This window comes from Streptomyces sp. BV286 (genome assembly GCF_019090165.1).
In the GTDB taxonomy this organism is placed as follows: Bacteria; Actinomycetota; Actinomycetes; order Streptomycetales; family Streptomycetaceae; genus Streptomyces.
Genome location: NZ_JAHRIB010000127.1, coordinates 1 through 23,025, shown reverse-complemented (window position 1 = coordinate 23,025; position 23,025 = coordinate 1). Strand labels below are relative to the sequence as shown.

Annotated in this window: 20 protein-coding genes; 10 read left to right on the top strand and 10 right to left on the bottom strand. The window is 71.2% G+C overall.

Translation table 11 applies throughout. The features are described from left to right. Positions 1–89 precede the first annotated feature (89 nt). The 5 genes from KUF83_RS16675 to KUF83_RS16655 all read right to left on the bottom strand — a co-directional run bounded on the left by KUF83_RS16675 (position 90) and on the right by KUF83_RS16655 (position 6,897). On the bottom strand, positions 90–932 hold the full coding sequence (locus KUF83_RS16675; protein ID WP_217455479.1) for a hypothetical protein: 843 nt from the start codon (positions 930–932) through the stop codon (positions 90–92). Continuing rightward, positions 932–1,471, bottom strand: coding sequence for a SigE family RNA polymerase sigma factor (locus KUF83_RS16670; RefSeq protein ID WP_217455478.1), 540 nt, complete (start codon positions 1,469–1,471; stop codon positions 932–934). Before KUF83_RS16670 ends, KUF83_RS16675 begins: the two co-directional genes overlap by 1 nt. Positions 1,472–1,683: 212 nt before the next feature. Then, the gene (locus KUF83_RS16665) at positions 1,684–3,120 is read right to left on the bottom strand and encodes an MFS transporter (protein WP_217455477.1); all 1,437 of its coding nucleotides are present in this window, start codon (positions 3,118–3,120) and stop codon (positions 1,684–1,686) included. A 250-nt stretch (positions 3,121–3,370) separates the two neighbouring features. Next, positions 3,371–4,570, bottom strand: a complete 1,200-nt coding sequence (locus KUF83_RS16660; protein ID WP_217455476.1) for a lipid-transfer protein — start codon at positions 4,568–4,570, stop codon at positions 3,371–3,373. Then, on the bottom strand, positions 4,567–6,897 hold the full coding sequence (locus tag KUF83_RS16655) for an acyl-CoA dehydrogenase (RefSeq protein ID WP_217455475.1): 2,331 nt from the start codon (positions 6,895–6,897) through the stop codon (positions 4,567–4,569). Before KUF83_RS16655 ends, KUF83_RS16660 begins: the two co-directional genes overlap by 4 nt. Positions 6,898–7,175: 278 nt before the next feature. On the opposite strand from KUF83_RS16655, the gene KUF83_RS16650 reads away from it, so the two are divergent. The 9 genes from KUF83_RS16650 (at position 7,176) to KUF83_RS16610 (ending at position 16,727) form a co-directional block, all read left to right on the top strand. Further along, positions 7,176–8,930 (top strand): MFS transporter, encoded by a 1,755-nt coding sequence (locus KUF83_RS16650; RefSeq protein ID WP_217455474.1) that lies wholly within the window; start codon positions 7,176–7,178, stop codon positions 8,928–8,930. A 262-nt stretch (positions 8,931–9,192) separates the two neighbouring features. Then, entirely contained in the window at positions 9,193–9,843 is a 651-nt protein-coding gene (locus KUF83_RS16645) for a class I SAM-dependent methyltransferase (protein ID WP_217455473.1), read from the top strand. 157 nt (positions 9,844–10,000) lie between these two features. Continuing rightward, on the top strand, positions 10,001–11,008 hold the full coding sequence (locus KUF83_RS16640; RefSeq protein ID WP_217455472.1) for an AraC family transcriptional regulator: 1,008 nt from the start codon (positions 10,001–10,003) through the stop codon (positions 11,006–11,008). Between the two features lie 120 nt (positions 11,009–11,128). Then, a complete protein-coding gene (locus tag KUF83_RS16635) occupies positions 11,129–11,635 on the top strand; it encodes an RICIN domain-containing protein (RefSeq protein WP_217455471.1) in 507 nt (168 codons plus the stop codon). Between the two features lie 103 nt (positions 11,636–11,738). After that, positions 11,739–12,287: an RICIN domain-containing protein gene (locus KUF83_RS16630; RefSeq protein WP_217455470.1), complete on the top strand. Its 549-nt coding sequence runs from the start codon at positions 11,739–11,741 to the stop codon at positions 12,285–12,287. Then, positions 12,275–13,459 (top strand): sialidase family protein, encoded by a 1,185-nt coding sequence (locus KUF83_RS16625; RefSeq protein WP_217455469.1) that lies wholly within the window; start codon positions 12,275–12,277, stop codon positions 13,457–13,459. The genes KUF83_RS16630 and KUF83_RS16625 overlap by 13 nt, the downstream gene beginning before the upstream one ends. Before the next feature lie 148 nt (positions 13,460–13,607). Next, the gene (locus KUF83_RS16620) at positions 13,608–14,570 is read left to right on the top strand and encodes an N-acetylmuramoyl-L-alanine amidase (RefSeq protein WP_217455468.1); all 963 of its coding nucleotides are present in this window, start codon (positions 13,608–13,610) and stop codon (positions 14,568–14,570) included. Positions 14,571–14,728: 158 nt separating this feature from the next. Next, entirely contained in the window at positions 14,729–15,592 is an 864-nt protein-coding gene (locus tag KUF83_RS16615; protein ID WP_217455467.1) for a DUF5336 domain-containing protein, read from the top strand. Between the two features lie 127 nt (positions 15,593–15,719). Then, positions 15,720–16,727, top strand: a complete 1,008-nt coding sequence (locus KUF83_RS16610) for an LLM class F420-dependent oxidoreductase (RefSeq protein ID WP_217455466.1) — start codon at positions 15,720–15,722, stop codon at positions 16,725–16,727. Positions 16,728–16,854: 127 nt separating this feature from the next. Here KUF83_RS16610 and KUF83_RS16605 read toward each other — a convergent pair whose 3' ends face one another. The 3 genes from KUF83_RS16605 to KUF83_RS16595 are packed head-to-tail and all read right to left on the bottom strand — an operon-like array spanning position 16,855 to position 20,511. Further along, positions 16,855–17,613, bottom strand: a complete 759-nt coding sequence (locus tag KUF83_RS16605) for a hypothetical protein (protein ID WP_217455465.1) — start codon at positions 17,611–17,613, stop codon at positions 16,855–16,857. Continuing rightward, the gene (locus KUF83_RS16600; protein ID WP_217455464.1) at positions 17,600–19,192 is read right to left on the bottom strand and encodes a VWA domain-containing protein; all 1,593 of its coding nucleotides are present in this window, start codon (positions 19,190–19,192) and stop codon (positions 17,600–17,602) included. The genes KUF83_RS16605 and KUF83_RS16600 overlap by 14 nt, the downstream gene beginning before the upstream one ends. After that, complete coding sequence (locus KUF83_RS16595; RefSeq protein ID WP_254643954.1) at positions 19,189–20,511, bottom strand: hypothetical protein; 1,323 nt, start codon at positions 20,509–20,511, stop codon at positions 19,189–19,191. Before KUF83_RS16595 ends, KUF83_RS16600 begins: the two co-directional genes overlap by 4 nt. Before the next feature lie 269 nt (positions 20,512–20,780). Between KUF83_RS16595 and KUF83_RS16590 the strand changes: the two genes are divergently transcribed. Further along, positions 20,781–21,074, top strand: a complete 294-nt coding sequence (locus tag KUF83_RS16590; protein WP_217455463.1) for a hypothetical protein — start codon at positions 20,781–20,783, stop codon at positions 21,072–21,074. Positions 21,075–21,096: 22 nt separating this feature from the next. On the opposite strand, the gene KUF83_RS16585 is transcribed toward KUF83_RS16590, so the two are convergent. Beyond that, positions 21,097–22,167 carry a prenyltransferase gene (locus KUF83_RS16585; RefSeq protein WP_217455462.1) on the bottom strand — a complete coding sequence of 357 codons (1,071 nt, stop codon included), beginning with the start codon at positions 22,165–22,167 and terminating at the stop codon, positions 21,097–21,099. Continuing rightward, positions 22,164–22,967, bottom strand: a complete 804-nt coding sequence (locus KUF83_RS16580) for a class I SAM-dependent methyltransferase (RefSeq protein ID WP_217455461.1) — start codon at positions 22,965–22,967, stop codon at positions 22,164–22,166. The genes KUF83_RS16585 and KUF83_RS16580 overlap by 4 nt, the downstream gene beginning before the upstream one ends. Positions 22,968–23,025: the final 58 nt, after the last annotated feature.

Sequence of the window (23,025 nt, the reverse complement as noted above, 5' to 3'; positions counted from 1 at the left end):
GCCGCCACGCCGCCTCACTTTCCTGGTCAGCGCGCCGCCTCTTCGCCGTCTCACCGCGTCGGGTGTTCTCGTCCGCCCTCAGCGCGGGTCTACTCCGTCACCTCCGCCGACTCGTAGGACACGCCCTCAGGTGCCAGGCACACGAACCAGTTGGGCTGGGAACCGGCTACCGGGCGGATCGCGAGCGCGTCACCGCTTCTGACGTCGGTGTCACTCGAAACCCGGCGGGCATCGGTCGTCGTGCCGTCGTCCCAGGTGCAGGTGACACGCCGCGCGGTGGGAGCGACCTTGCCGATCACCAGCCGCTGAGCCGCGCCGGCCTTGTCGGCGTCGTTCGTCTCCAGCGGCATCCCGTACGCCTGGATGTCCTTGCCCGACAATGAGTCGCCCTTCTCCACCGGCCCCTGCACCACCACCGAGGGAGCGCCGAACCCCACGGTCAGCCGCACGAACACCCAGCCCTTGCCCATGATGTCCTCGGCCTTCCGCACCTCGCTCGGCCGGACGCCGTACTCGTTCATCGAGTCGAACTGCAGCCGTGCCTCCGCCTTGTCCTTCGGCGCCGACCACACGTCGATCTCGACCTGCCACTCCTTGCCCCGGTCGGTCCCGATCGCGAGCGTGGTCCGCCGGGCCGCGTACTCGTCCGGCTGGTCACTTTTCGCGGGCTTCGTGGCTGCCGGAGCGACCCGGCTCCCGTCCCCGTCCAGCGCCCCGGCCAGCGCCAGTGACCCCGTCGAGCCCGCGATGACCAGTGCCGCCGCCGCGGCCACCGCCCACCGGCGCGCCCTGCGGCGCCTGCCGCCCCGTACGACCGCCTGGTAGGGGGCTATGCCGATCTCGACCTCGTCCGCGGCGTCCGCCAGCAGGAGGGCGATGTCCCTGTGCGAGCTGTGCGTCATGTCGTGGTTCGTCTCCCGGTCCGCGCTCATCACTTCCGCCCTCCGTGTTTCACCGTGTCGGCCAGGCACGGTATGGCGCGGAGCTTGGCGATCCCCTTCGCCGCGTTGCTCTTCACCGCGCCCACCGAGCAGCCCATCGCCTGTGCCGTCTGTGTCTCGCTCAGGTCCTCCCAGTAGCGCAGGACCACCGCCTCGCGCTGGCGGGGCGGCAGCTGGGACAGGGCCGTGCGCAGCGCGGAGCGGTCGTCTGCCTGGGCGATCCGGTCTCCCGTGTCGGGCCGCTCGGGTGTGAGGTCCGTGTCGGTCCTGGGGGCCAGGAACTCCTTGAGGCGCCTTCGGTGCCTGCGCGCGTGAGCGTTGATCATCAGACGCCACACGTAGGCGTCGGGGTCGTCCGCCGTGCTGACCTTGCGCCAGGCCACGTACGCCCGCTCCAATGACGACTGGACCAGGTCCTCCGCCGCGTGCTGCTCCCCCGTGAGGAGAAATGCCGTACGCATCAGCCGTGGCCAGCGGCCGATGACGAAGCTCTGGAACTCCTCGTCCTGAGCCTGTTTCCGATCCCCCATGGGCACCTCCTAGATGACCAATAGAGTCCATGGGTCCCGGATTTCGTTGCCTCCCCCAGACGATCCGTTTTCGAGGTCGCACGCGGCATCGCGCCAGGCCGGAGCGGCCCGGGCGTGCGGCGCCCCGGGCGGCCCCGCCGGCCTGGGCGCCGGTACCCGCCAGCACCTTCCGACTGCCCGCCCGGACCTGCCGGCTGCCCGCCGACTGTCCCTCAGGCCTTCGTGACCGGTCCGCGCGGCAGCCACACCAGCATCAGCAGCGCGCCCGCGAGCATGACGCCCCCGCCCGTCCGGAACACCAGTGCGTACCCCTCCGTGAGGGCCTCCGGCGAGGTCCCGCCGCCCGTACGGGCCGCCGCGATCGTGGCCATCACCGACAGGCCGAGCGAGCCGCCCATCGTGCGCGAGGTGTTGACGAGGCCCGAGACCAGTCCGGCGTCCCCGGGCTCCGCGCCGGAGGTGGCGAGCGCGGCGAGCGGCGTCGCGGAGAGTCCGGCGCCGAGCATCATGAGGATGCCGGGGAACATGATCGCGGTGAGGAACGAGCCGTCCGCGGTCATCGTGGACTGCCAGCCGAACCCGGCCGCCGCCACCAGCGCCCCGATCACCGCGACGTTGCGTGCTCCCACGACCGGCATGAGCCTCGGCGCGGCCTTCGAACCGATGATCACGGCCAGGGAGCTGGGCACGAGCGCGAGTCCGGCGTCCAGGGGTGTGTAACCGAGCACGTTCTGCGCGTACAGCGTCATGAAGAACCACATGCAGAACATCGCGGACCCGCACAGGAACATCGACACGTTCGCCGACGACACGGACCGCACCCGGAACAGCTTCAGCGGCATCAGTGGCGTCTTCGTCCGTGCCTCGACGAGTAGGAACAGCCCGATCAGGACGGCTCCGCCGGACAGCGGGACCAGCGTCGCGGCGGACGTCCACCCCGAGGCCTCGGTCTGCACGATCCCGTACGCGAGGGTCGCAAGGCCCGACGTCACCAGGACGGCACCCGGCAGGTCGAGCCGTCGCCCGCCGCCGACCCGGCTCTCGGTGAGCCACCACAGGGCGCCGGCCAGCACCACGGCACCGATCGGCACGTTGATGAGCAGGACCCATCGCCAGTTGAGCCCGTCGACCAGGAGTCCGCCGACGAGGCCGCCCGCCGCGCCACCGCCACCGCCGACCGCGGTCCAGGTCGCGATGGCACGCGCGCGTGCCGCCCCCTCCGGCACGGCCGACGTCAGGATCGTCAGCGTCGAGGGCGCGAGCACCGCCGCTCCGAGCCCCTGCACGGCCCGCGCGGCCAGCAGCTGCCACTCCGCCTGGGCGAGGCCGCCCGCGAGCGAGGCCAGCGTGAACAGCGCCAGCCCGACCAGGAACATCCGCTTGCGCCCGTACAGGTCGCCGGCCCGCCCGCCGAGCAGCATGAATCCGGCGAAGGCGATCGTGTACGCGTTGACGACCCACTGGAGTCCCGGGGCGCTCAGGTCCAGGTCGGACCGCATCGACGGCAACGCCACGTTGACGACGGACACGTCGAGGACCACGAGGAACTGCCCCGCGCAGGCCAGGGCGACCACCACCCAGGTGGGTGGCGTGGGGCGGCGGGAGACGGGTGTCTCTGCGGTGGCTCTGAGCGTGGGCATGGGAGTCATGCTCGCAGGGGCCCTGCGCCCCGTACATCGTAATTTCGCTGCATGATTCGTCCGCCGCAGGACCTAGGCCGGATGCGGGCCGGACCTGGGCCGAAGACAGGCGGGTCCCGCCCGGGTCGCGTCGAGGAGCCGGCCGGGTTGGGCTCAGGCCGGGTCCCGGGTCGGGCTCAGACCGCCTCCGCCTCCACCTCCACCTCCGACTCCGCCTCCATCTCCGCACCCGACCAGCCGGGCCCGGCCCCTGTCCCGTTCAGGCGCGCCTGAGGAGTGTCACCACCGCCGCGCCTCCGAGCCCGATGTTGTGGGCGAGCCCCACGCGCGCGTGTTCCACCTGCCGGGCCTGCGCCTCGCCCCGCAGCTGCCACACCAGCTCGGCCACCTGCGCGATGCCCGTGGCGCCCAGCGGGTGCCCCTTCGAGATGAGCCCTCCCGAGGGGTTCACGACCCACCGGCCGCCGTACGTCGTGGCGCCGGACTCCACGAGCTTGCCGGACTCCCCCGCCTCGCACATGCCGAGCGCCTCGTAGGTCAGCAGTTCGTTGACGGAGAAGCAGTCGTGCAGTTCCACGACGTCGACGTCCTCGATGCCGAGCCCGGCGCTGTCGTACACCTGGCGGGCGGCGGCCCGTGACATCGGCTGCCCGACGACGTCGATGCACGACCCCGAGGCGAACGACTCCTCGGTGTCCGTGGTCATCGCCTGCGCGACGATCTCCACGGCCCGCTCCCCCAGCCCGTGCCGCTCCACGAACCGCTCCGACACGACGACGGCGGCGGCCGCCCCGTCCGAGGTCGGCGAGCACTGGAGTTTGGTCAGCGGGGAGTGCACGGTACGCGCGGCGAGGATCTCGTCGACCGAGTAGACGTCCTGGAACTGTGCGTACGGGTTGTTCGCCGAGTGCCGGTGGTTCTTGGCTCCCACGGCCGCGAGCTGCGCTTCGGTCGTGCCGTACCTCTCCATGTGCTCACGCGCGGCGTTCCCGAAGATCTGGGCCGTGGGCGGCGTCATCTCGAAGCCGTGCCGCGCCGCCATCACGGCGTAATGACGCGCAACCGGTGACGCCTTGAAGTCGCCCCCGTCTCCACCTCCGGCCCCGCCGCCCAGCGCGCCGCGCGTCATCTTCTCGAACCCCACCGCCAGTACGCAGTCGCTCGCGCCGCCCTCGACGAACTGCCGCGCGAGCATCAACGCGGTCGCGCCCGTCGCGCAGTTGTTGTTCACGTTGTAGACGGGCACACCGCTCAGACCGAGTTCGTAGGCGGCCCGCTGCCCGGCCGTGGAGGCCTGGAAGCAGTAGCCGACGGGCACCTGCTCCACCGCGTCGTAGGAGATCCCGGCGTCCGCGAGGGCGCCCGTGCCCGCCTCCCGGACCATGTCCCAGTACTGCCAGTCCCGGGTCTCCGGCTTCTCGAACCTGGTCATTCCCACACCGACGACGTACGCCTTCATTGGCTCTCCCCAGTTCCTGGTCCCCGGTCAGTTCCTGGTCCCTGGTCGCGCGGCAGGCCGAGGATGCGCTCCGCGACCACGTTCAGCTGTACCTGTGTCGTCCCGCCGGCGATGGTCAGGCAGCGCGAGAGCAGGAACCCGTGCACGGCCCGCTCCGCCGCTCCCTCACGCAACGCCCCTTCCGGGCCCAGCAGTTCGAGCGCGAGCTCGGCGACCTGCTGCTGGTGCACGGTCTGTACGAGCTTGCGTACGGAGGCCCCGGCGCCCGGGTCCGCGCCGGAGACCTGCCGCATGGTGGTCCTCAGTCCGATGCAGCCCAGCGCGTGCGCCTGCGCGACCAGGGCGCCGACGCGCGCCCGCACACAGTCGTCGAGGCCCGCGGAACGGACGACGATCGCTTCGAGACCGGTGCCGAAGGTCAACTGGTCGGCCATGTGGACGCGTTCGTTGCCGAGGGTGTGGCGTGCGACCCGCCAGCCGTCGTCGACCGCACCGACCACGGCGTCGGCGGGGAGCAGCACGTCGTCGAAGTGGACCTCGTTGAACAGCGATTCGCCGGTGATCTCCTTCAGCGGCCGGATCTCCATGCCGTCCGTCGTCTTCATGTCGACGACGAAGTACGTGAGCCCCTTGTGCTTGGGCGCGTCCGGGTTCGTCCGGGCCAGCAGGATGCCGAAGTCGGCCCGCTGCGCCGAACTCGTCCACACCTTCTGCCCGTTGACGCGCCAGCGGCCGTCCGCGGTCCGTTCCGCGCGGGTGCGCAGCGAAGCCAGGTCCGAGCCTGCTCCGGGTTCGGAGAAGAGCTGGCACCACAGCGTGTCCCCGCACAGGGTCGGCAGCAGGTACCGCCGCTGCTGTTCGGGGCTCCCGTGGGCGATGAGGGACGGCACGACCCAGGTGGCGATCCCCAGTTCGCTGACGCGTACACCCGCCGACGCCAGCTCCTCCTGGACACAGAGCTGCTGGACGGGCCCGGCGCCGAGGCCGTACGGCCGGGGCAGGTGCGGGGCCGCGTATCCGGTGGGCGCCAGTTCCCGTCGTACGGCGGTCGGTTCGAGTCCGCGTACGCGCTCGATCACATGCCGGGCCGCTGCCCGGTGGCGCGCCGCCTCGTCCGGAGGAAGCTCGGTACGCAGCTCGCGTCTCGCCCCGCCCTCCGCGGACCGCGCCGCCCGCAGGAAGTGCCCGCCGCCGAGCAACTGCCGTGCCACGAGGGCCCGTCGGAGATAGAGATGGGCGTCGTGCTCCCAGGTGAAGCCGATGCCGCCGAGCACCTGCACGCAGTCCTTGGCGCACGAGAAGGCCGCGTCGAGCGCCAGCCCGGCGGCGAGCGACGACACCAACTCGCGTACGGGCGGCGGCTCCCGGACCGAACGCGCGGCGTCCCAGGCGAGCGCCCTGGCCTGCTCGACGCGCACCAGCATGTCGGCGCACAGATGCTTGATCGCCTGGAACTGCCCTATCGGCCGTCCGAACTGTTCCCGCACCTTCGCGTACGCGGTCGCCGTCTCCAGCGCCCAGGCGGCGGTGCCACACGCGTCGGCGGCGAACACGACGGCGGCGAGGTTCCCGACGAGACCGGAGTCGATGCCGAGGATCCGGCCGGCCGGGACGTGCAGGGCCGTGGCCACGACTTCGGCGGTCGCCCGGGTCGGGTCGGCGCTCTCGTGGACGCGGACGTCGAGGTGTGCGGCGTCCACGGCCGCCCACAGGGTCCGGCCGTCCGGCGCGGCTGCCTCCAGGATCAGCAGGTCCGCGTCACCGCCGGACAGGACGGGAGGAGCCGTCCCGTCGAGTACGTACCCGTCCGCCGCGACCACGGCGGTCAGCGTCCCGGCCCCGAGGGCGACCGCCCCGATCCGCTCCCCGGCTGCCACCGCCCGCAGCAGCCCGGCCACCTCGGCGCCGGCAGCGGCCCCCTCCCGTGCACCGGAACCGGAACCGGCGCCCGGCTCCACGTCGTCGTCCTCCGTCCTCCCCGATTCCTCCTCCGTCCTCCGCGATTCGGCCTCGCTCGCGAGCACAGAGGAGGCGAGCGCGTTCGCCGCCAGCGGTCCCGGCAGCGCCGCCCGGGCGGCCTCCTCCAGGACGACGGCAAGGTCGAGAACCGTCCCGCCCCCGCCTCCGTACGCCTCCGGGAGGTGCACGCAGGCGAAGCCCTGCTCGGTGAGCGCGTCCCAGTGGGCGGGGCGTCCGCCCTGGCCACCGGGTGCGTCGAGGAGTTTGCGCACCTCCTCGGGTGGCACCGTCCGCGCGATCCAGCCGCGTACGGACTCGGCGAGCTCCCGCTGTTCCGGCGTGATCCCGATCCCGGTCCCGATTCTCATGCGGCGAAAGACTAGAACACGTTCCAATCTGACGGAAGGTCAGATTCGGGTCGGATCGGCACCGGAGTTTCCGGCCCGAGGCCGGATGCCCCGACCCGCCCGCCCGCCCTGAGCCCACCCTCTCGATCCGCCCCCCTCGATCCACCACCCCGATCCACCGGCCGGACGTAATGGGAAGGTCAAGAATTCGTTAGCGGCTCGAAGCAACGGAATAGTTGCCCGGGCGCACGGGGTTCACCCTGCATCTACCTCGCTCCCGCCCCTGGAGGCTGCACGTAATGACCCGGACAACGACGGACCCGCGCACGCGAAGGCCGAGCGGCAGCGGAATCGTCCCGGTACTGGCCTTCGCGGGCATCGTTGTCGCGGTGATGCAGACCCTGCTCGTGCCGGTCATCAAGGACCTGCCGGAGCTGCTGAACACCTCTCCCGGCAACGCCACCTGGGTCATGACCTCGACCCTGCTCGCGGGCGCGGTGTCCACACCGATCATGGGCCGCCTCGGCGACCTCTTCGGCAAGCGGCGCATGCTGATCACCAGCCTGGCCGTGATGGTCGTGGGCTCACTCGTCGCCGGATTCACCAGCGACCTGCTCGTGATGATCGTCGGCCGCGCCCTCCAGGGCTTCGCGATGGGCGCCATCCCGCTCGGCATCGGACTGATGCGCGACGGGCTGCCGCTGGAGAAGCTCGGCTCGGCGATGGCCCTGATGAGCTCCTCGATCGGCGTCGGCGGCGGACTCGCCCTGCCACTCGCGGCCCTGGTGGCGCAGCACGCCGACTGGCACGCGCTGTTCTTCGGCTCGGCGGGCCTCGGCGTCCTGTCGATCGTGCTCACCCTGATCTTCGTACCGGAGTCCCCGATGCGGGCTCCGGGCACCTTCGACACCCTGGGCGCCCTGGGGCTGTCCGCCGGTCTGGTCCTCTTCCTCCTGCCGATCACCAAGGGCAGCGACTGGGGCTGGACCTCCGGCACGACCCTCGGCCTGTTCGGCGCCGCGGCCGCCGTCCTCCTCCTGTGGGGCGTGATGGAGCTGCGGGTGAAGGCCCCCCTGGTCGACCTGCGCACCACCGCCAGGCCCGCGGTGCTCTTCACCAACCTCGCCTCGATCATGGTCGGCGTCGCCTTCTACGCCGTCTCCCTCGTCCTGCCCCAGCTCCTCCAGCTGCCCACGTCGACCGGTTACGGCCTCGGCCAGTCCATGGTCGTCGCGGGCCTGTGCGTGGCTCCGCTCGGCCTGACGATGATGTTCACGGCGCCGGTGTACGCCCGTATCTCCGCCAAGTACGGCCCCAAGGTCACCCTGATGATCGGCATGCTGATCATCGCGGTCGGGTACGGCGCCGGGCTCGGCCTGATGAGCGCCGCCTGGCAGACCGTCGTCATCGCGGTCGTCCTGGGCGCGGGCATCGGCCTGGCGTACTCCTCGCTGCCCGCGCTGATCATCGGCGCCGTGCCCCCGTCGGAGACCGGCGCCGCCAACGGCCTCAACACGCTGATGCGCTCGATCGGCACGTCCGTGTCGAGTGCCGTGATCGGCATGGTCCTGGCGAACACCGCGAACCATGTGGGCGGGGTCGCGATCCCCACGATGCACGGCTTCCGGGTGTCCTTCCTGATCGCCACGGGCGCGGTGCTGCTCGGCCTGGTGTTCGCGGCGTTCCTGCCGGGTCGCCGGGCGGCGAACGCGGAGAAGCCGCATCTGGTGGCGTCCAGTGAGGACGCTCCCGAGGTGCAGCAGGCTGCCGACGGGCGCCCGGACCGGGCCGGGTTCCGTGGCCGGGTCCTCACCGCCGACGGTGTTCCGGTCGCCCGGGCCAAGGTCACCCTGATCGACCGGCGGGGCCGGCAGGCGGGGGCGACGCTGTCCGCGGAGGACGGCGGGTACGTCCTCGCCGTGCCTTCCGAGGGGGCGTACGTTCTCGCCGTGACGGCGGGGGGTCATGCGCCGCTCGCCTCGGGGGCGAGTCATCCCGGTGGCGGCCGGGCGGTCGAGGTGGACCTCGCGCTGCCCAGCGTCGTCCCGGCGTAGCGCTCCGCGGGGCGGGCGGGTTCTGGTGCGGGTTCGTCGTGGCTGGGCGCGCCGTTCCCCGCGCCCCTTGCGGGGCGCCCCGCCCTGCGGACGCCCCACCGGGCAAGACGACGTATCCGCGTGCCGGTTCGTCGTGGCTGAGCGCGCCGTTCCCCGCGCCCCGCCAGGGGGCGCCCCCTGCGGGCTACCCCCTCGTCGGCTCGGTCGGGGTGTGGGGCACCATGGGCGCCCAGACCACCCCCGTATCAGCTGGAGGAAGCCCATGGCCTCGGTGCCCTCGCCCGAGATCCTCGCCTCGTTCGAGGAGGCCAAGGGGTTCATGCCCGTGGGTGAAGGGCTCGCGTTGTACGGGGCGGCCGTCGAGGCGGGGCGGCTGGGGCTGCCCCTGCTGGAGGTCGGCACGTACTGCGGGCGGTCCACGATCCTGCTCGCCGACGCCGCGCGCGAGGCCGGTGTCACCGCGATCACCGTCGACCACCACCGCGGCAGCGAGGAGCAGCAGCCCGGCTGGGAGTACCACGACCCGGCGACCGTCGACCCGGAACTCGGGCGCATGGACACCCTTCCCGCCTTTCGGCGCACGCTCCACAGGGCCGGTCTGGAGGACCACGTGGTCGCGGTCGTCGGCCGGTCGCCGCAGATCGCCGCGTTCTGGAACTCCCCCCTCGGCCTCGTCTTCATCGACGGCGGCCACACCGACGAGCACGCGACCGGCGACTACGAGGGCTGGGCGCCCCATGTCGCCGAGGGCGGGCTGCTCCTCATCCACGACGTGTTCCCGGACCCGGTGGACGAGTTCACCGGGCAGGCGCCGTACCGCGTCTACCTCCGGGCACTGGAGTCGGGCGCCTTCACGGAGGTCTCGGCGACGGTTTCGCTGCGGGTGCTGCGGCGGACGGGCGCGGGCGTCTGAGGGCGGGCACGGGTGTCTGAGGGCGGTTGCCCGAGGGCGGGCGTCGCCGGGGTCGGGCTTTCCCGGGCACCCCGACTCGCTGTGTGAAAGTTGAAGTACCCTCCGCAGGGGCGGAATTGGACGGCCGTACGCCCGGTGGCCGGAGAGAGCGGGCGGGATGATCGGGACGGTATTCCGAAGCGACGACGTGCCGGTGGAGGACAGGTTCGACTACTGGTGTCAGCTGGTCCACCAGGCCGTCGCGCCGAGCCACATCACCAGTGACTACGCCGCCGACTTCTGGGCGGAACAGCACATGATGGAGCTGGGGCCGGTGATGGTGTGGCCGGTGTCCGTGCTGCCGACGCGGTTCCGGCGGACCGAGAAGCTGGTGCGGCAGTCCGACCCCGACATGTACCACCTGTCGCTGGTGCTGGGCGGTGGGCTCGGGGTCGAACACATCGGGCGGACCGATCTGTACGGCCCGCGCGACCTGTGGGTGACCGACACGGCGAAGCCGTACGAGGTGCGGCCCCCCGACGGGGCGCGGCGCCCGGTCCGGGGCGTGGGGGTGGACTTCCCCAAGGCGCTGATGCCCGTGTCACCGAACCGGGTCCGGGAGCTGCTGGGCAGGCGGCTGTCGGGTCGGGAGGCGACGGGCGCGCTCCTGACGGCGTTCCTCACGGGCCTGGAGCGGGAGTCCAATTCCCTCCGGCCGTCCGACGCGCCACGGCTGGGCATGGTGCTGGTCGACCTGCTGTCGGCCTGGTTCGCCCAGGTGCTCGACGCGGAGGACGCCCTGTCGCCCGAGACCCGCCACCAGACGATGGTGGCCCGCATCCGGGCGTTCGTCCGGCAGAACCTGCACGACCCGGACCTGACGCCACCCGTGATCGCCGCGGCGCACCACATCTCCGTCAGCTATCTGCACCGGCTCTTCAAGGACCGCGCGCAGGGTGAGGGCGAGGGTGAGACGGTCGCGGCCTGGGTCCGCACGCAACGCCTCGAAGGTGCCCGCCGCGACCTGGCCGACCCCGCGCTCCGCACCACCCCGATCCATGCCGTCGCCGCCCGCTGGGGCCTTCCCCGCGCCTCCGACTTCACCCGCGCCTTCCGCACCGTGTACGGGCTCACGCCCAAGGAATACCGGCTCCAGGCTCTTTCCTCGCCGGAGCAGGCGGAGTAGACGCAGAGCGCAGGATCTGTGGACTCACCGCTCACGACAGCCCCAGGAGTCTCGCCGCATTCTGACCAGGCACGTCTCGCACACCGTTCCCGACCGGACCGAACCGAGGGGCGCATCACCATGTCCAAGACCACGAAGATCATCGCGCGAGTGTCCGCAGTGGCCACCACAGCCGCCTGCGCACTGGCCTTATCCACAGTGGCCCAAGCCGACGCAGCCGCCTACAAGACTCTCGTCAACCTGAACAGTGGAAATTGCCTGGCCGTTCCCAACGCCAGCACGGCCAACGGCACCGGCCTGATCCAGTGGGACTGCAGCGGCGACGGTGAACAGCAGTGGCAGCTGGAAGCGGTGGAGGGCGGAAACGGCGACCGCTACCGCGTCCGGAACCTGAACAGCAACAAGTGTCTCGCCATGCCCAACGCCAGCACGGCCAACGGCACCCAGGCCATTCAGTGGACGTGTGGCGGCGGCAGCGAGCAGATCTGGATCCACGACAGCATCAAGCGCCTGCGGAACCTGAACAGCGACAAATGCCTGGCCATCCCGAACGCCAGCACGGCCAACGGCACCGAAGCCATTCAGTGGACCTGCTCCACGAGCACGGACCAGCGGTGGCTCTGGTAGTGATCAACCGGGGTGGCCCTCTTTCTGAGGGCCACCCCTCGTTCTCGAACACGCAGAAAGGGATGAGCAGTTGACAAGGAGCAGAGCGTCAGCGAACTCCAGGGTGCGAAGACGAGCCGTCGCCGCGGCGGCCGTCGCCCTGCTGAGCGCGCCTGTGCTGACGGGGTCCTCGCTGACCGGTACCGCGTCGGCGGCGGAGAGCACCGTGGCAGCCGGGACCGCCACGGCGGCCGCGGCGGCCGAAGCCCCCGTGTACGCCCGGCTCTACAACCAGAAGACCGGCCAGTGCCTCGCCGTCCCCAGCGGCAGTACGACCAACGGCGTCGAGATGATCCAGTGGACCTGCAGCACCAGCGAGAGCCAGTACTGGACGTTCGAAGCCGTGCCGAACGGCTACCTGGTGCGCAACCTGGCGAGCGACAAGTGCCTGGCCATCCCCAGCGGCAGTCCCACGCCCGGCGTCACGCCCATCCAGTGGCCGTGCAGCGACGAGGGTGACGAGCAGGTCTGGACGCGCGAAGGTCTCGACCGGCTGAAGAACAAGAAGACCGGTCTCTGCCTGGCCATCCCCAACAGCTCCACGACCGACGGAGTCAAGGCGATTCAGTGGGACTGCTCGGAGGAGAGTGTGGACCAGCAATGGCTCTGGTAACGGAACAGCAGGCCTCGCGTCGGCCGCGGCCGGCACTCCTGGCGGCACTCCTCGCCCTTGTCGCCGCCGTCCTCGGGGCCCTCCTCATCGCCCCCGACCGCGCCTCCGCCGAGGGAGTCTCCGGCGAGGTGACGGTCTACCGGAACGCGGTGACCGAGGGCGACGGCACCCGCACTCCCGACATCATCAGCACCAGCGCGAACAACGCGGTCGTCGCCTGGCGGGAGGGCACCACCGCCGCGGTGATCAGCAAGCCCGGCGCGCGCGTCGTCGACCGCGGATACATCCGGTACTCGTACACCACCGACGGCGGCGCGCACTGGAGCCGCCCGCAGACCCTGGCGCAGGAGACCAGCGAGTACGCCTGGCACTACGTCGTCCTGTACCGGACGGGCAACGAGATCTTCGCGTACCTCGGCCGGACCACCGCCACCGAGAGCAACAACGGCCTGCCGATCAACGCCGTCGTCGCCAAGCGCAGCACCGACGAGGGTCACACCTGGCAGGACTTCACCGTCAATATGCCGCTCGACCTGGACACCACCGACAACACCGGCTCCGGCCTGGGGAACCTCGCCCTCGCCGGACGTCCGGTCCAACTGGCCGACGGAACACACGTCATGCCGTACTGGGCGTCGGGCAGGAAGAACGGGGCCCTGTACTCCACGGACCTCGTGAACTGGACGGCAGGCACTCCCGCGGCCAACGCGACGGGCTATCTGGCGGGCGAATCGCAGCTCGTCGTCTCGCAGGACGACCCGAACAAGCTGGTCATGGTCGCCCGCAACACCCTCAACGGCGGAACACAGAAGTACGCGCTGACGGCCACCAGCACCAACGGCGGCCGTTCCTGGACTTCCTTCGCCCTGGACACCAACGTGCCCGGGTACGACTCCAAGGTCTACTTCACCAAGGACAGCACCGGCCGGTACCTGACCATCTACAACACCGCCGACGACAAGCTGGCGCTGAACTACAAGGTCAAGACCCCCGGCAAGTCCTGGCGAGCGGCCAAGTTCTTCGCCGACGGCGCCGCGGAGACCACCAGCGACGGTGCCGGCTGGGACAGGTACCCGATGGCCGACGAGTACGCGCCCGGCAAGTTCTTCGTCGTCTGGGAGCACGACACCTCGCGCATCAAGGTGAACAAGCTCGACATCTCCGACACGTAGGCCTCCGCAGGACGGCCGTACGCGACACATGCGGGCCGGAGCCCCCGACCAGGGGCGCTCCGGCCCGCGCTGCGTGGGCGTCGACGCCGTCAGCAGCGTGGAGCAGGGAAACCTGCGGACGTCGGAGCCTGCCCGTAAGGTGGCACGCGTGTCGTACGTAGGTCCTGACTTCGAACCTCCCCGTCCCCCGCGCCACCCCCTGCGCGGCCCCCTGACCGTGGCCGTCGCCGCGCTCGTACCGGGCGCGCTGGTGGGCTGGCTGGTGTGGCAGGCCGTCGGGGACTCCGGCGAGGACGGATCGGCCACGCGGGCGTCGGCCTCGTCGAGCGCCCAGGACGACGGCAAGAAGCAGCCGGACGGCGGCATCGGCCGGTCGGGGGACGGCGAGCAGCCCGGCGCGTCACCCTCCGCCACGGCCTCGGCCCCCGCCGCGTCAGGTCCCCTCAAGGGCAAGGTCGTCGTCATCGACCCCGGTCACAACCCCGGCAACTTCCAGCACACGTCCGACATCAACCGCAAGGTGAACATCGGGACGAACTGGAAGGAGTGCGACACGACCGGTACGTCGACCAACGGGGGCTACACGGAAGCCCGGTTCACCCTCGACGTCTCCCGCCGCCTTCGCGCGATCCTCGAGAAGGAGGGCGCCACGGTGAAGTTCACCCAGGACGGCGACCGCGCCTGGGGGCCGTGCGTGGACGAGCGGGCCCAGATCGGCAACAAGGCCGAGGCGGACGCCGTGGTGTCGGTCCACGCGGACGGTTCGGCCGTCGGCAACCGCGGCTTCCATGTGATCCTGCCGGGCTCGGTGCGCTCCGGCGCCGCCGACACCCGCCCCATCGTGGCCTCGTCCCGCGACCTGGGCGAGCGCATCGCGAAGAGCTTCCGGCTCACCACCGGCAGCGCGCCCTCCAACTACATCGGTGGCGGCACCGGTCTCGATGTGCGCAAAGACCTCGGCGGTCTCAATCTGTCAACGGTTCCGAAGGTGTTCATCGAGTGCGGGAACATGCGCGACAGCAAGGACGCCTCGCAGCTGACCAGCGGCACTTGGCGCCAGAAGGCGGCGCAAGGCATCTCTGAGGGAATTGTGAGTTTCCTGCACGGGTAGTGATCAGCGGGTTCATCCGGGCGGACACCTCCGTGGGGCGGGCGATAGTGTCGTCCCTACGATGGGGGGCCACCCCCGCGCTTCCCACCGCAGCCTGACGGCGACATGGTGACAGCGATGCCTCCACCGATGACGAGACGACTGACGAAGGACCTGAAGTGAATATCCGCTCCCTCACTCGAGGCGACGGCGTGGTGATCGGAGCAGCGGTTCTGCTGTTGATCGCGTCGTTCCTCGACATCTACTCACTCGACGGGGCCCCCGACGACTACGAGATCCCGAACGCCTGGGAGAGCGCGCCCGTCCTGATGGGTGTCGTCCTCGCGGGCATCATCGGCGCCGCGCTGATCGTCGTCGCGCGGGGTCTGCCGCAGGTGCCGAAGGTCGCCGGTCTCGACCTCGGCCAGTTCGGCATCGCCTTCACGGTGTTCGCCGCCTGGAGTGCGCTCGCGAACATCTTCGACCCGGCCGGCGGCGCGGACAACATCGGCCCCAGCTCGGGGGACGGCGGGGTGGACGCGGGCATCGGCCTGATCCTCGCCCTCATCGGCACCCTGGTCCTCGCCGGTGCCGCGATCGCCACCAGCCTGGTCCCGGCGCTCAAGGGCCCGCTCATGCCCGCCCCCAAGCCGGCCTCCCCCCAGCCCTACGGCGGTCAGCCGCAGGGTGGTTACGGCTACCCGGGCGCCCAGCAGCCTCAGCCCTACGGTGGTCAGCCGCAGCCCGGAGGGCCGGGCCAGCCGGGTCAGCCGTTCGGCGCCCAGCCCGGTCAGCCCCAGCCGCCGCAGCAGGCGCAGGCCCCGCAGGCGCAGCAGCCCGCCGGGGAGTTCTCCCCGTTCTGGTTCGCGGTGCCGGTGGCGCGTCCGCTGTTCGCGGAGGACGGTTCGCCGACTCCGATCGCCGAACTGGCGCCGGGCACCTGGTACCTGGCCGTCGAGCAGCGCGGTCCGAGCCTGGTGGCCCAGACTCAGGACGGCCGCCGCGGTGTGCTTCAGGACACGTCCGGGATCCAGCGGGGCTGACACGCCACCGCCGGTCCCGACACGGCCCTTCGCCCCCAAGAGCTCTTCGGAGCTCTTCCGGGCGGGGGGCCGTTCCCGTAAAGTCGGCCGGACGACCAGGTATCTGACGGACCGTCAGGAGTGGTGTATGCGGCTCGGACTCGCCCTCGGCTACTGGGGCCGCGGCCCCTCCGCGGACCATGTGCCCCTCGCCCAGGAGGCCGAGCGGCTCGGCTACGACTCGGTGTGGACGGCCGAGTCGTGGGGCTCGGACGTGTTCACCCCGCTGACCTGGATCGCGGCGCAGACCTCAAGGATCAAGCTGGGTACGGCGATTGCCCAGATGGCGGCCCGCTCCCCCACCACGACCGCGATGCACGCGCTCACCCTCGACCACCTCTCCGGCGGGCGCGTGATGCTCGGGCTCGGGCTCTCGGGTCCGCAGGTCGTGGAGGGCTGGTACGGACGTCCGTTCCCCAAGTCACCGCTCACGGCGACCCGTGAGTACGTCGACGTCGTACGCCAGGTCCTCAGGCGCGAGGCCCCGGTCGAACTGGACGGGCGCTTCCACTCCCATCCGTACCGGGGAGCGGACGGTACGGGACTGGGCAAGGCCCTGAAACCGATCACGCATCCGCTCCGGTCCGAACTGCCCGTCCTGCTGGGGGCCGAGGGGCCGAAGAACATCGCGCAGACGACCCGGATCGCCGACGGCTGGCTGCCGCTGTACTGGTCGCCGACGCGAACGGACGTGTACGAGGCGTCCCTCGCCGCGGCTCCCGAGGGCTTCGTCATCGCGCCCATGGCCCGGGCGCAGGTCTGCGACGACGTCTCCGAGGGGCTGCTGCCCGTGAAGGCGATGCTCGGCTTCTACATCGGCGGCATGGGGCACGCGGCCCGTAACTTCCACGCGGACCTGATGGCACGGATGGGCTTCGAGGAGGAGGCCCGCCGCATCCAGGAACTGTTCCTCGCGGGCCGCCGCGAGGAGGCCGTGCTCGCCGTGCCGGACGCCTTCGCCGACGAGATCTCCCTGGTCGGCCCGCGGGAACGGATAGCGGAGCGGCTGGAGTTGTGGCGCAAGGGGCCGGTGACCGACCTGCTCCTCCTGTCGCCGGACCGGCTCACGCTGCGGACGTTGGCCGAGCTCAACTGAGACGCTCCGCTGCCTGGCCCGTGGTCTTGTGCGGGTGCCCTGTGGCTGGGCGCGCAGTTCCCCGCGCCCCTTCGGGCGCGCTGCTTCGGGACGCGCATCTTCGGGGCGTGTCCCTGCGTGGCCCGGGTCAGCGGAAGATGGCTATGGCCTCCAGCGTCACCTCGCGGCTTTCCGGGCGCCAGCCGGTCATCTTTCCGAGGCAACGGGCCTGGAACGTTCCGCTGTTGAGGCGCTCGCCCCGCAGACCTCCCGCGGCGCACGTCACACGGACGTGGGCCGGCTCCCCGGGATCGCCGTACGGGGCGCGCAGCACGATCTCCTCCGCGGTCTCCGACTCCACCAGGAAACGGCCGCGGACCGAGACGAACTCCTCGATGTCGCTCAGCGCGACGCCGCCCCGGCCGGCGTCGGGGCCGAGCGCATCCGCGAGGGCGCGGTTCGGGGTGATGTCCCCGGAGCGCAGGTCCGCGTGGACGATGACGTCGGCCCGTTCGAAGGCGTCCATCAGCATCCCGATCACGGAGATCGGCTCGCTCTTCTGCACGTAGCTGCTGAACTTCTCCTGGGAGACGTCCCGGTTGGCCTTGACCGTCCACGGCAGCAGCCTGCCCACGAGCCCCACACTGGTGTTGACGTTGGTCCGGTGCTCGACGGCCTGTTCCAGGGCCGCGCTGTAGTTGCCGATGCGGTAGAGGTCCATCACCGCCTTCTCGTCCAGGTAGAAACAGACGCTGTACGCGGACCGCTGCCCGACGGTCCGCCGTCTGCGCTCGCGGACGTGCCGCACCAGCACGACGGCGAGCGTCACCAGACCGGCCGCGGTGACGAGCCACACCGTCATCCACGGCCACCACACACCCCACCACTGCGCGTCAACGACAGCCACGGATCTCCTTGAACGCCTCGGAAAGGGACGAGTTTCGCGCGTCCACCATGCGCCCGCCGGTCTTCGCCGCGACGCGCCGCAGCGCCCCGGCGTCGGCCTCGCCGAAGTGCACGGGGTAGGTGTGGACCGCGGTCCGGGTTCCGGCGGGCCGTGCCTCGTAGCGGCGTACGAACACCTCGTACGTGAGGCCCGCGTTGTTCTCGCCGTCCGTCATCAGCACGATGGACACGGGGCGTCCGGGCTCGGCGGCCACCGCGGAGGAGGCCGTGCGGTAGCCGTGGTCGAGTGCCGTCCAGACGGCGGTCGCGTCACCGTAACCGCCGTCGGCGACGACGTCGGCGAGTGCCCTGAGGTCCGCCTGCCCGGCCTTCCGTTCGCGGACGGTGATGGTCCGCTCCTCCAGGATCCGCCCGCCGAACCGTACGACGGTCAGCCGTTCGCCCTGGTAGAACCGCGCGAAGCCGCCCTTCGCCGAGGTGTCCGCGCCGCTGAGGGCGGCGAAGGCCTCCCGCAGCTCCGCCATGCGTTTGCCGCGCATCGACCCGGAGAAGTCGAGCAGGAAGATCACCTGGCTCGCGACGCGGCGGCTGGGGTCGCCGTAGTCGTCCAGCAGGCGTTGCAACACACCCGGCCGGTCGGGGAAGTAGAGCGCGTTGCCGACCGGCGTGCGCAGCCCGCCTTCGCGGGCGACCGACGGGTTCACCGGGCGCCGCAGGGCCGTCCGCATGATCTTCTCCTGTACGGAGTCCCGCCGGAGCCACTCCACGACCTTGTCGTACGCGGGCCGTCGGTCGGGGTCGAGGAGGAGCAGCGGGAAGTCGGCGAGGACGGTGCCGTCCTGCGGGCGCACGATCTCCAGCTTCTCCTTCAGGCGGCCGCCGGCGTTGAGGGCGAGCAGGTCGGACTCGTAGGTGATGAGCGCGTTCGCCGTGTCGGGGTGGGCGACGAAGTCGTCGAGCAGGTCGCGGGTGGAGGCCGCGGTGAGCCGCTGCCCGGAGCGGAAGCCGCGCAGGCGGTCGCAGGAGACGTCATCCTCGCGCAGGGCGCCGCCGGTGCCGGCCGCCGCGGTGGCGACGCCGACGAGCGCGGCGAGGCCGGTGCCCGTCCGCCGGGGGTCGGCCATGCCGAAGCGCACGGCGCCGGTGGCGGCGGCGTCGGCGAGGTCGGCCCAGCTGAGGCCGGATCCCCGGGAGCCGGCACGCAGTTCGCGTGCGGCGTCCGGGCGCAGGCCGACGACGACCGGGGAGAGCATGGTCGGGGTGCGCGGCATCCGCTGGGCGGCCTCCCGGTGCCTCAGCCGGAAGGAACGGTCGGTGGAGAGCCAGGCGAGCTCGTGCCCGCCGCTGTTCCCTCCGGTGGCGGCCAGCGCGTCGCCGGTGTCGGCGTCGGCCTGGTAGTCCATGTCGAGTTCGACACCGGTCTCGGCCCTCAACTCGCCCAGGAGCGGCTCCAGTACGGCGAGGTCCGGGCCCGCGAGGACGCGCAGGGTGGTCCGGTCCTCGTCGCCGCCGGAGCAGGCTGCCGTCACGGTCGCGGTCAGGAGCAGACAGAGCGTCAGGACGCCTAGGCGGCCCCTCACTTGGTGTCCTTCTGCGATGGCGGGCACTCGCCGACGGTCTGGATCATCCGCTCCAGGAGGGGCAGCCGCGGGAGGACCGCCTTGGTGTCGTCGGCCGAGGTGACCGGCACCTGGATGCCGCGCTCCGCCAGGAAGGCGGCCAGCTGGTCGCTGGTCGAGCCACTGGTGGCGTCCCGCACGCGGAACCCCAACTCCATCGCCTTGTGCTGGAGTTCGGGGTCGTTCGTGATCAGTTCGCCGAGCTTCTCGCCGTCGCCGGTCAGGGCGACGAGCTGGGGTTCGGTGACGAAGCGGGTCGAGGGGTAGAGCAGGACACGGCCGTTGTCGGGCTTGCCGTGCGCCGCCTCGTACCGGATCTGGTGGGCCAGGAACTGGTGCTCGTAGATCACCGAGATCGGGGCGATGCTCTTGCCGTCGACGGACAGGTAGGTCTCGGCGCGCTCGGAGCCCGGCAGACCCTGTTCGATGAGCAGGTCCTTGACGGCCCGGGCGTAGACGTCGGCCTCCTTGCCGCTGTTCGGGGCGTCGTTGTGGTGCCACACGAAGGAGACGAGGCCGAGGTACGTGCCGCCGGAGTTGGAGTCGCAGACGTCTGAGGTCTGGGCGAGGACCTTGTTGCCGTTCTGCACGCCGTGCTTCTCGATCCCGAGGTCCTTCCAGCGCTTTCCCTCCTTGGTCTGCTTCAGGAACTTGTCCATGTGGAGCGTGTAGTACAGCGGGCGGGCACCGCCGCCGGGCTGGGGTTCGGCGATGCCCACGTCGTCCAGGGTCTCGGCGTACTCCCGGTACGTGGCGAGGACGATGGGGCTGACGAAGGGCCGGTAGGTGAGGACGGGACGCCCGGCCTTGGCACGCTCCCGTGTGATCAGGTCCGCGGCGGGCTGTCCCGAGGGGAAGACGACGTCGTACCCCTCGACGTCCTGGGTGGCGATGTCCCGGGAGCCCATGCGGGTGATGTTCACCCGGAAGCCGTGCTCCATGAGGATGCGGCGGACTTCGGGGTCCTCGAAGAAGTCCCGTTTGGAGGCCATCTTCGCGTCGATGGTGACGACCCGGTCCAGCGGCAGCGTCAGATGGCCGGAGGCCAGGAGCAGGACGAGGCCGATGACGGGGACGGGCAGCGCGAGGGCCAGCGTGCGGCGCAGCCGGCTCCGTACGGGTCCGCCGACGGCCAGTCGGGGCTCCCCCGCGGGAGAAGCCGCGGGGCGGACGGGCCCCGGGGGCGGCGCGGGCCCGGTGGCTCGCGCGGGTGCGACGGGTCCGGCCGGTCCGGCGGTTCTGACGGGTCTGGCGGGTCTTCGGGCTCTGTTCGCGGGCAACGTCTCCCCCTACTGTGGGGCAGGATCGTCGGTGACCGCGCTTACCGCCGAACCGCCTCACGGCGTACGGCAGTTGAAGTCCAGGGTAAGCGCTGTTGAACCGCCTTGAGGAGAGCCGCGACACGGTCTTCGGCCGCCTCGCCGCACGCGGACCGGACGTGAAGTCCGGCCCTCCCGCGCCCTGTTGGCGGGGCCTCCGAGAGGACCCGGGTCCGGGGCCGGAAGCAGATGTGAGGTTTCATACGGGATTCAAGGGCTACCCGCAAGACATGTCCCCTCGATATCGCAACGGTTCCAATCAAGCCGGTACGGTCGTCGCGATCGTTGCCGACATCATGGCCCTCATCCTTGGCCTCTGGATCCTGATGTACCTGCTGGACGCCAACCAGGGCAATGATTTCGTCCAGTTCATCCACGACGCGGCCCGCTGGCTCGCGGGCTGGTCGCACGACCTGTTCACGTTCGACGAGCAGTGGGCTCGGGTCGTCGCGGGCTACGGCCTCGCAGCCGTCGTCTACCTCTTCATCGGGCACGCGATCGCCAATCGCGTACACCGCCACTGACCCCCTGCCGACAGCAGTCCCCCTACTGGCAGCAGTCGGGGTCCAGTCCCAGCGGCAGGCGGTCGCCGCCGAAGACCGCGCAGGTCGCCTCGTCGCCGCCGAGTGCCGCGACGGCGAGGAGGAGTGAGCCCGCCGTCCAGGAGGTGAGCTCCTCGGGCCAGATCGCCCTGGAGTCGAAGACATAGCCCGTCCAGTACAGGCCCGACCCCGGGTCCCGCAGGTGCTGGATCGACTGCAGGATCTCCAGGGCACGGTCGGACTCGCCCACGGCCCACAGGGCCAGGGCGAGTTCGGCCGACTCGCCGCCCGTCACCCACGGGTTCGGCACCACGCACCGCACACCGAGCCCCGGGACCACGAAGCGGTCCCAGTCCCGCTCGATGCGTTCCTTCGCCTCGGCGCCGGTCAGCGCGCCACCGAGCACCGGGTAGTACCAGTCCATCGAGTAGCGGTTCTTGTCGAGGAACCGCTCGGGATGCCGGCGGATCGCGTGGCGCAGCGCGCCGAGCGCCAACTCCCAGTCGGGCTGCGGCTCTTCGCGTTCCTCCGCGATGGCGAGCGCACAGCGCAGGGCGTGGTGGACGGACGAACTGCCGGTCAGCAGCGCGTCGCCGACGGCCGTGCCGTCGTCCTCTCGCTTCCAGCCGATCTGCCCGCCCGGCTGCTGGAGTTCCAGGACGAACTCCACCGCCGCGAACACCGAGGGCCACATGCGGTCCAGGAAGGCGTCGTCGCCGGTCGCCAGGTAGTGGTGCCACACGCCGACGGCTATGTACGCGCAGAAGTTGGTCTCGCGGCCGCGGTCGGTGACGTCGGTGGCGTCCCCGTCGGCGTAGGCCGCGTACCAGGAGCCGTCCTCGTTCTGGTGCCGGGCCAGCCACTCGTACGCCCGGGCGGCGGCCTCGTGCTCGCCGGCCGCGTCCAGGGCCATGGCGGCCTCGGTGTGGTCCCACGGGTCGAGGTGGTGCCCGCGGAACCACGGGATGGCGCCGTCCGCGCGCTGCACGGCCAGGATGCCCCGGACGGTCCGCGCGGCCTCCTGCGCGGTGAGCACCCCGGTCAGGACGAGGTGTTCGGTACGCGGTGTCGTCACGAAGCGTCCACAGCGGCCGCGTTCGCGGTGGCCTCGTCCGTGGACGCCGTGTCCACGGGGGCCGCGTCACTCACGCTGCCGGCGGGCAGGTGCGGCTTGGTCGCGTACGCCACGAAGCTCTTGCCGATCAGCGGGTTGAGCGCCTGCTCCGCGACCCGGGTCGCGAGGGGCTTCTTCATGATGTCCCAGACCAGGAGCTTGTGGTACGCCCGCACCGGCAGCGCCTTGTCGTTGTCGACTCCGAACGCGCACTTCAGCCACCAGTAGGGACTGTGCAGCGCGTGCGCGTGATGCGTGCCGTACGGCTTCAGGCCCGCCTCACGGATCTTGCCGAGCAGCTCGTCCGCCCGGTAGATGCGGATGTGGCCGCCCTCGACCTCGTGGTACGCGTCCGACAGGGTCCAGCAGACCTTCTCGGGCCCGTAGCGCGGGACGGTGATGGCTATGCGCCCGCCGGGCCTGAGCACGCGGACCATCTCGGCGAGCACGCCCTTGTCGTCGGGGATGTGTTCCATCACCTCGGAGATGATGACGACGTCGAACGACTCGTCGGGGAAGGGGAGCCGGAGCGCGTCCCCCTCCATGGCGGTGGCGGTGGCGCCCTCCGGTGCCTCGCCCGCCTCCTTCATCGCGGCGAACCACTTGGCGACCTCGCGGATCTCCTCGGCGTTCTGGTCCAGTGCGACGACCTGGGCGCCGCGCCGGTAGCACTCGAACGCGTGGCGTCCCGCCCCGCACCCGAGATCCAGCACACGGTCCCCCGGGGCAAGCGGGAACCGGGAGAAGTCGACGGTCAGCACGTGGTCCTGCTTTCGCGGTGAGGGGTGTCCACGGGGGCGGGGGCGTGGTTCACGGGGG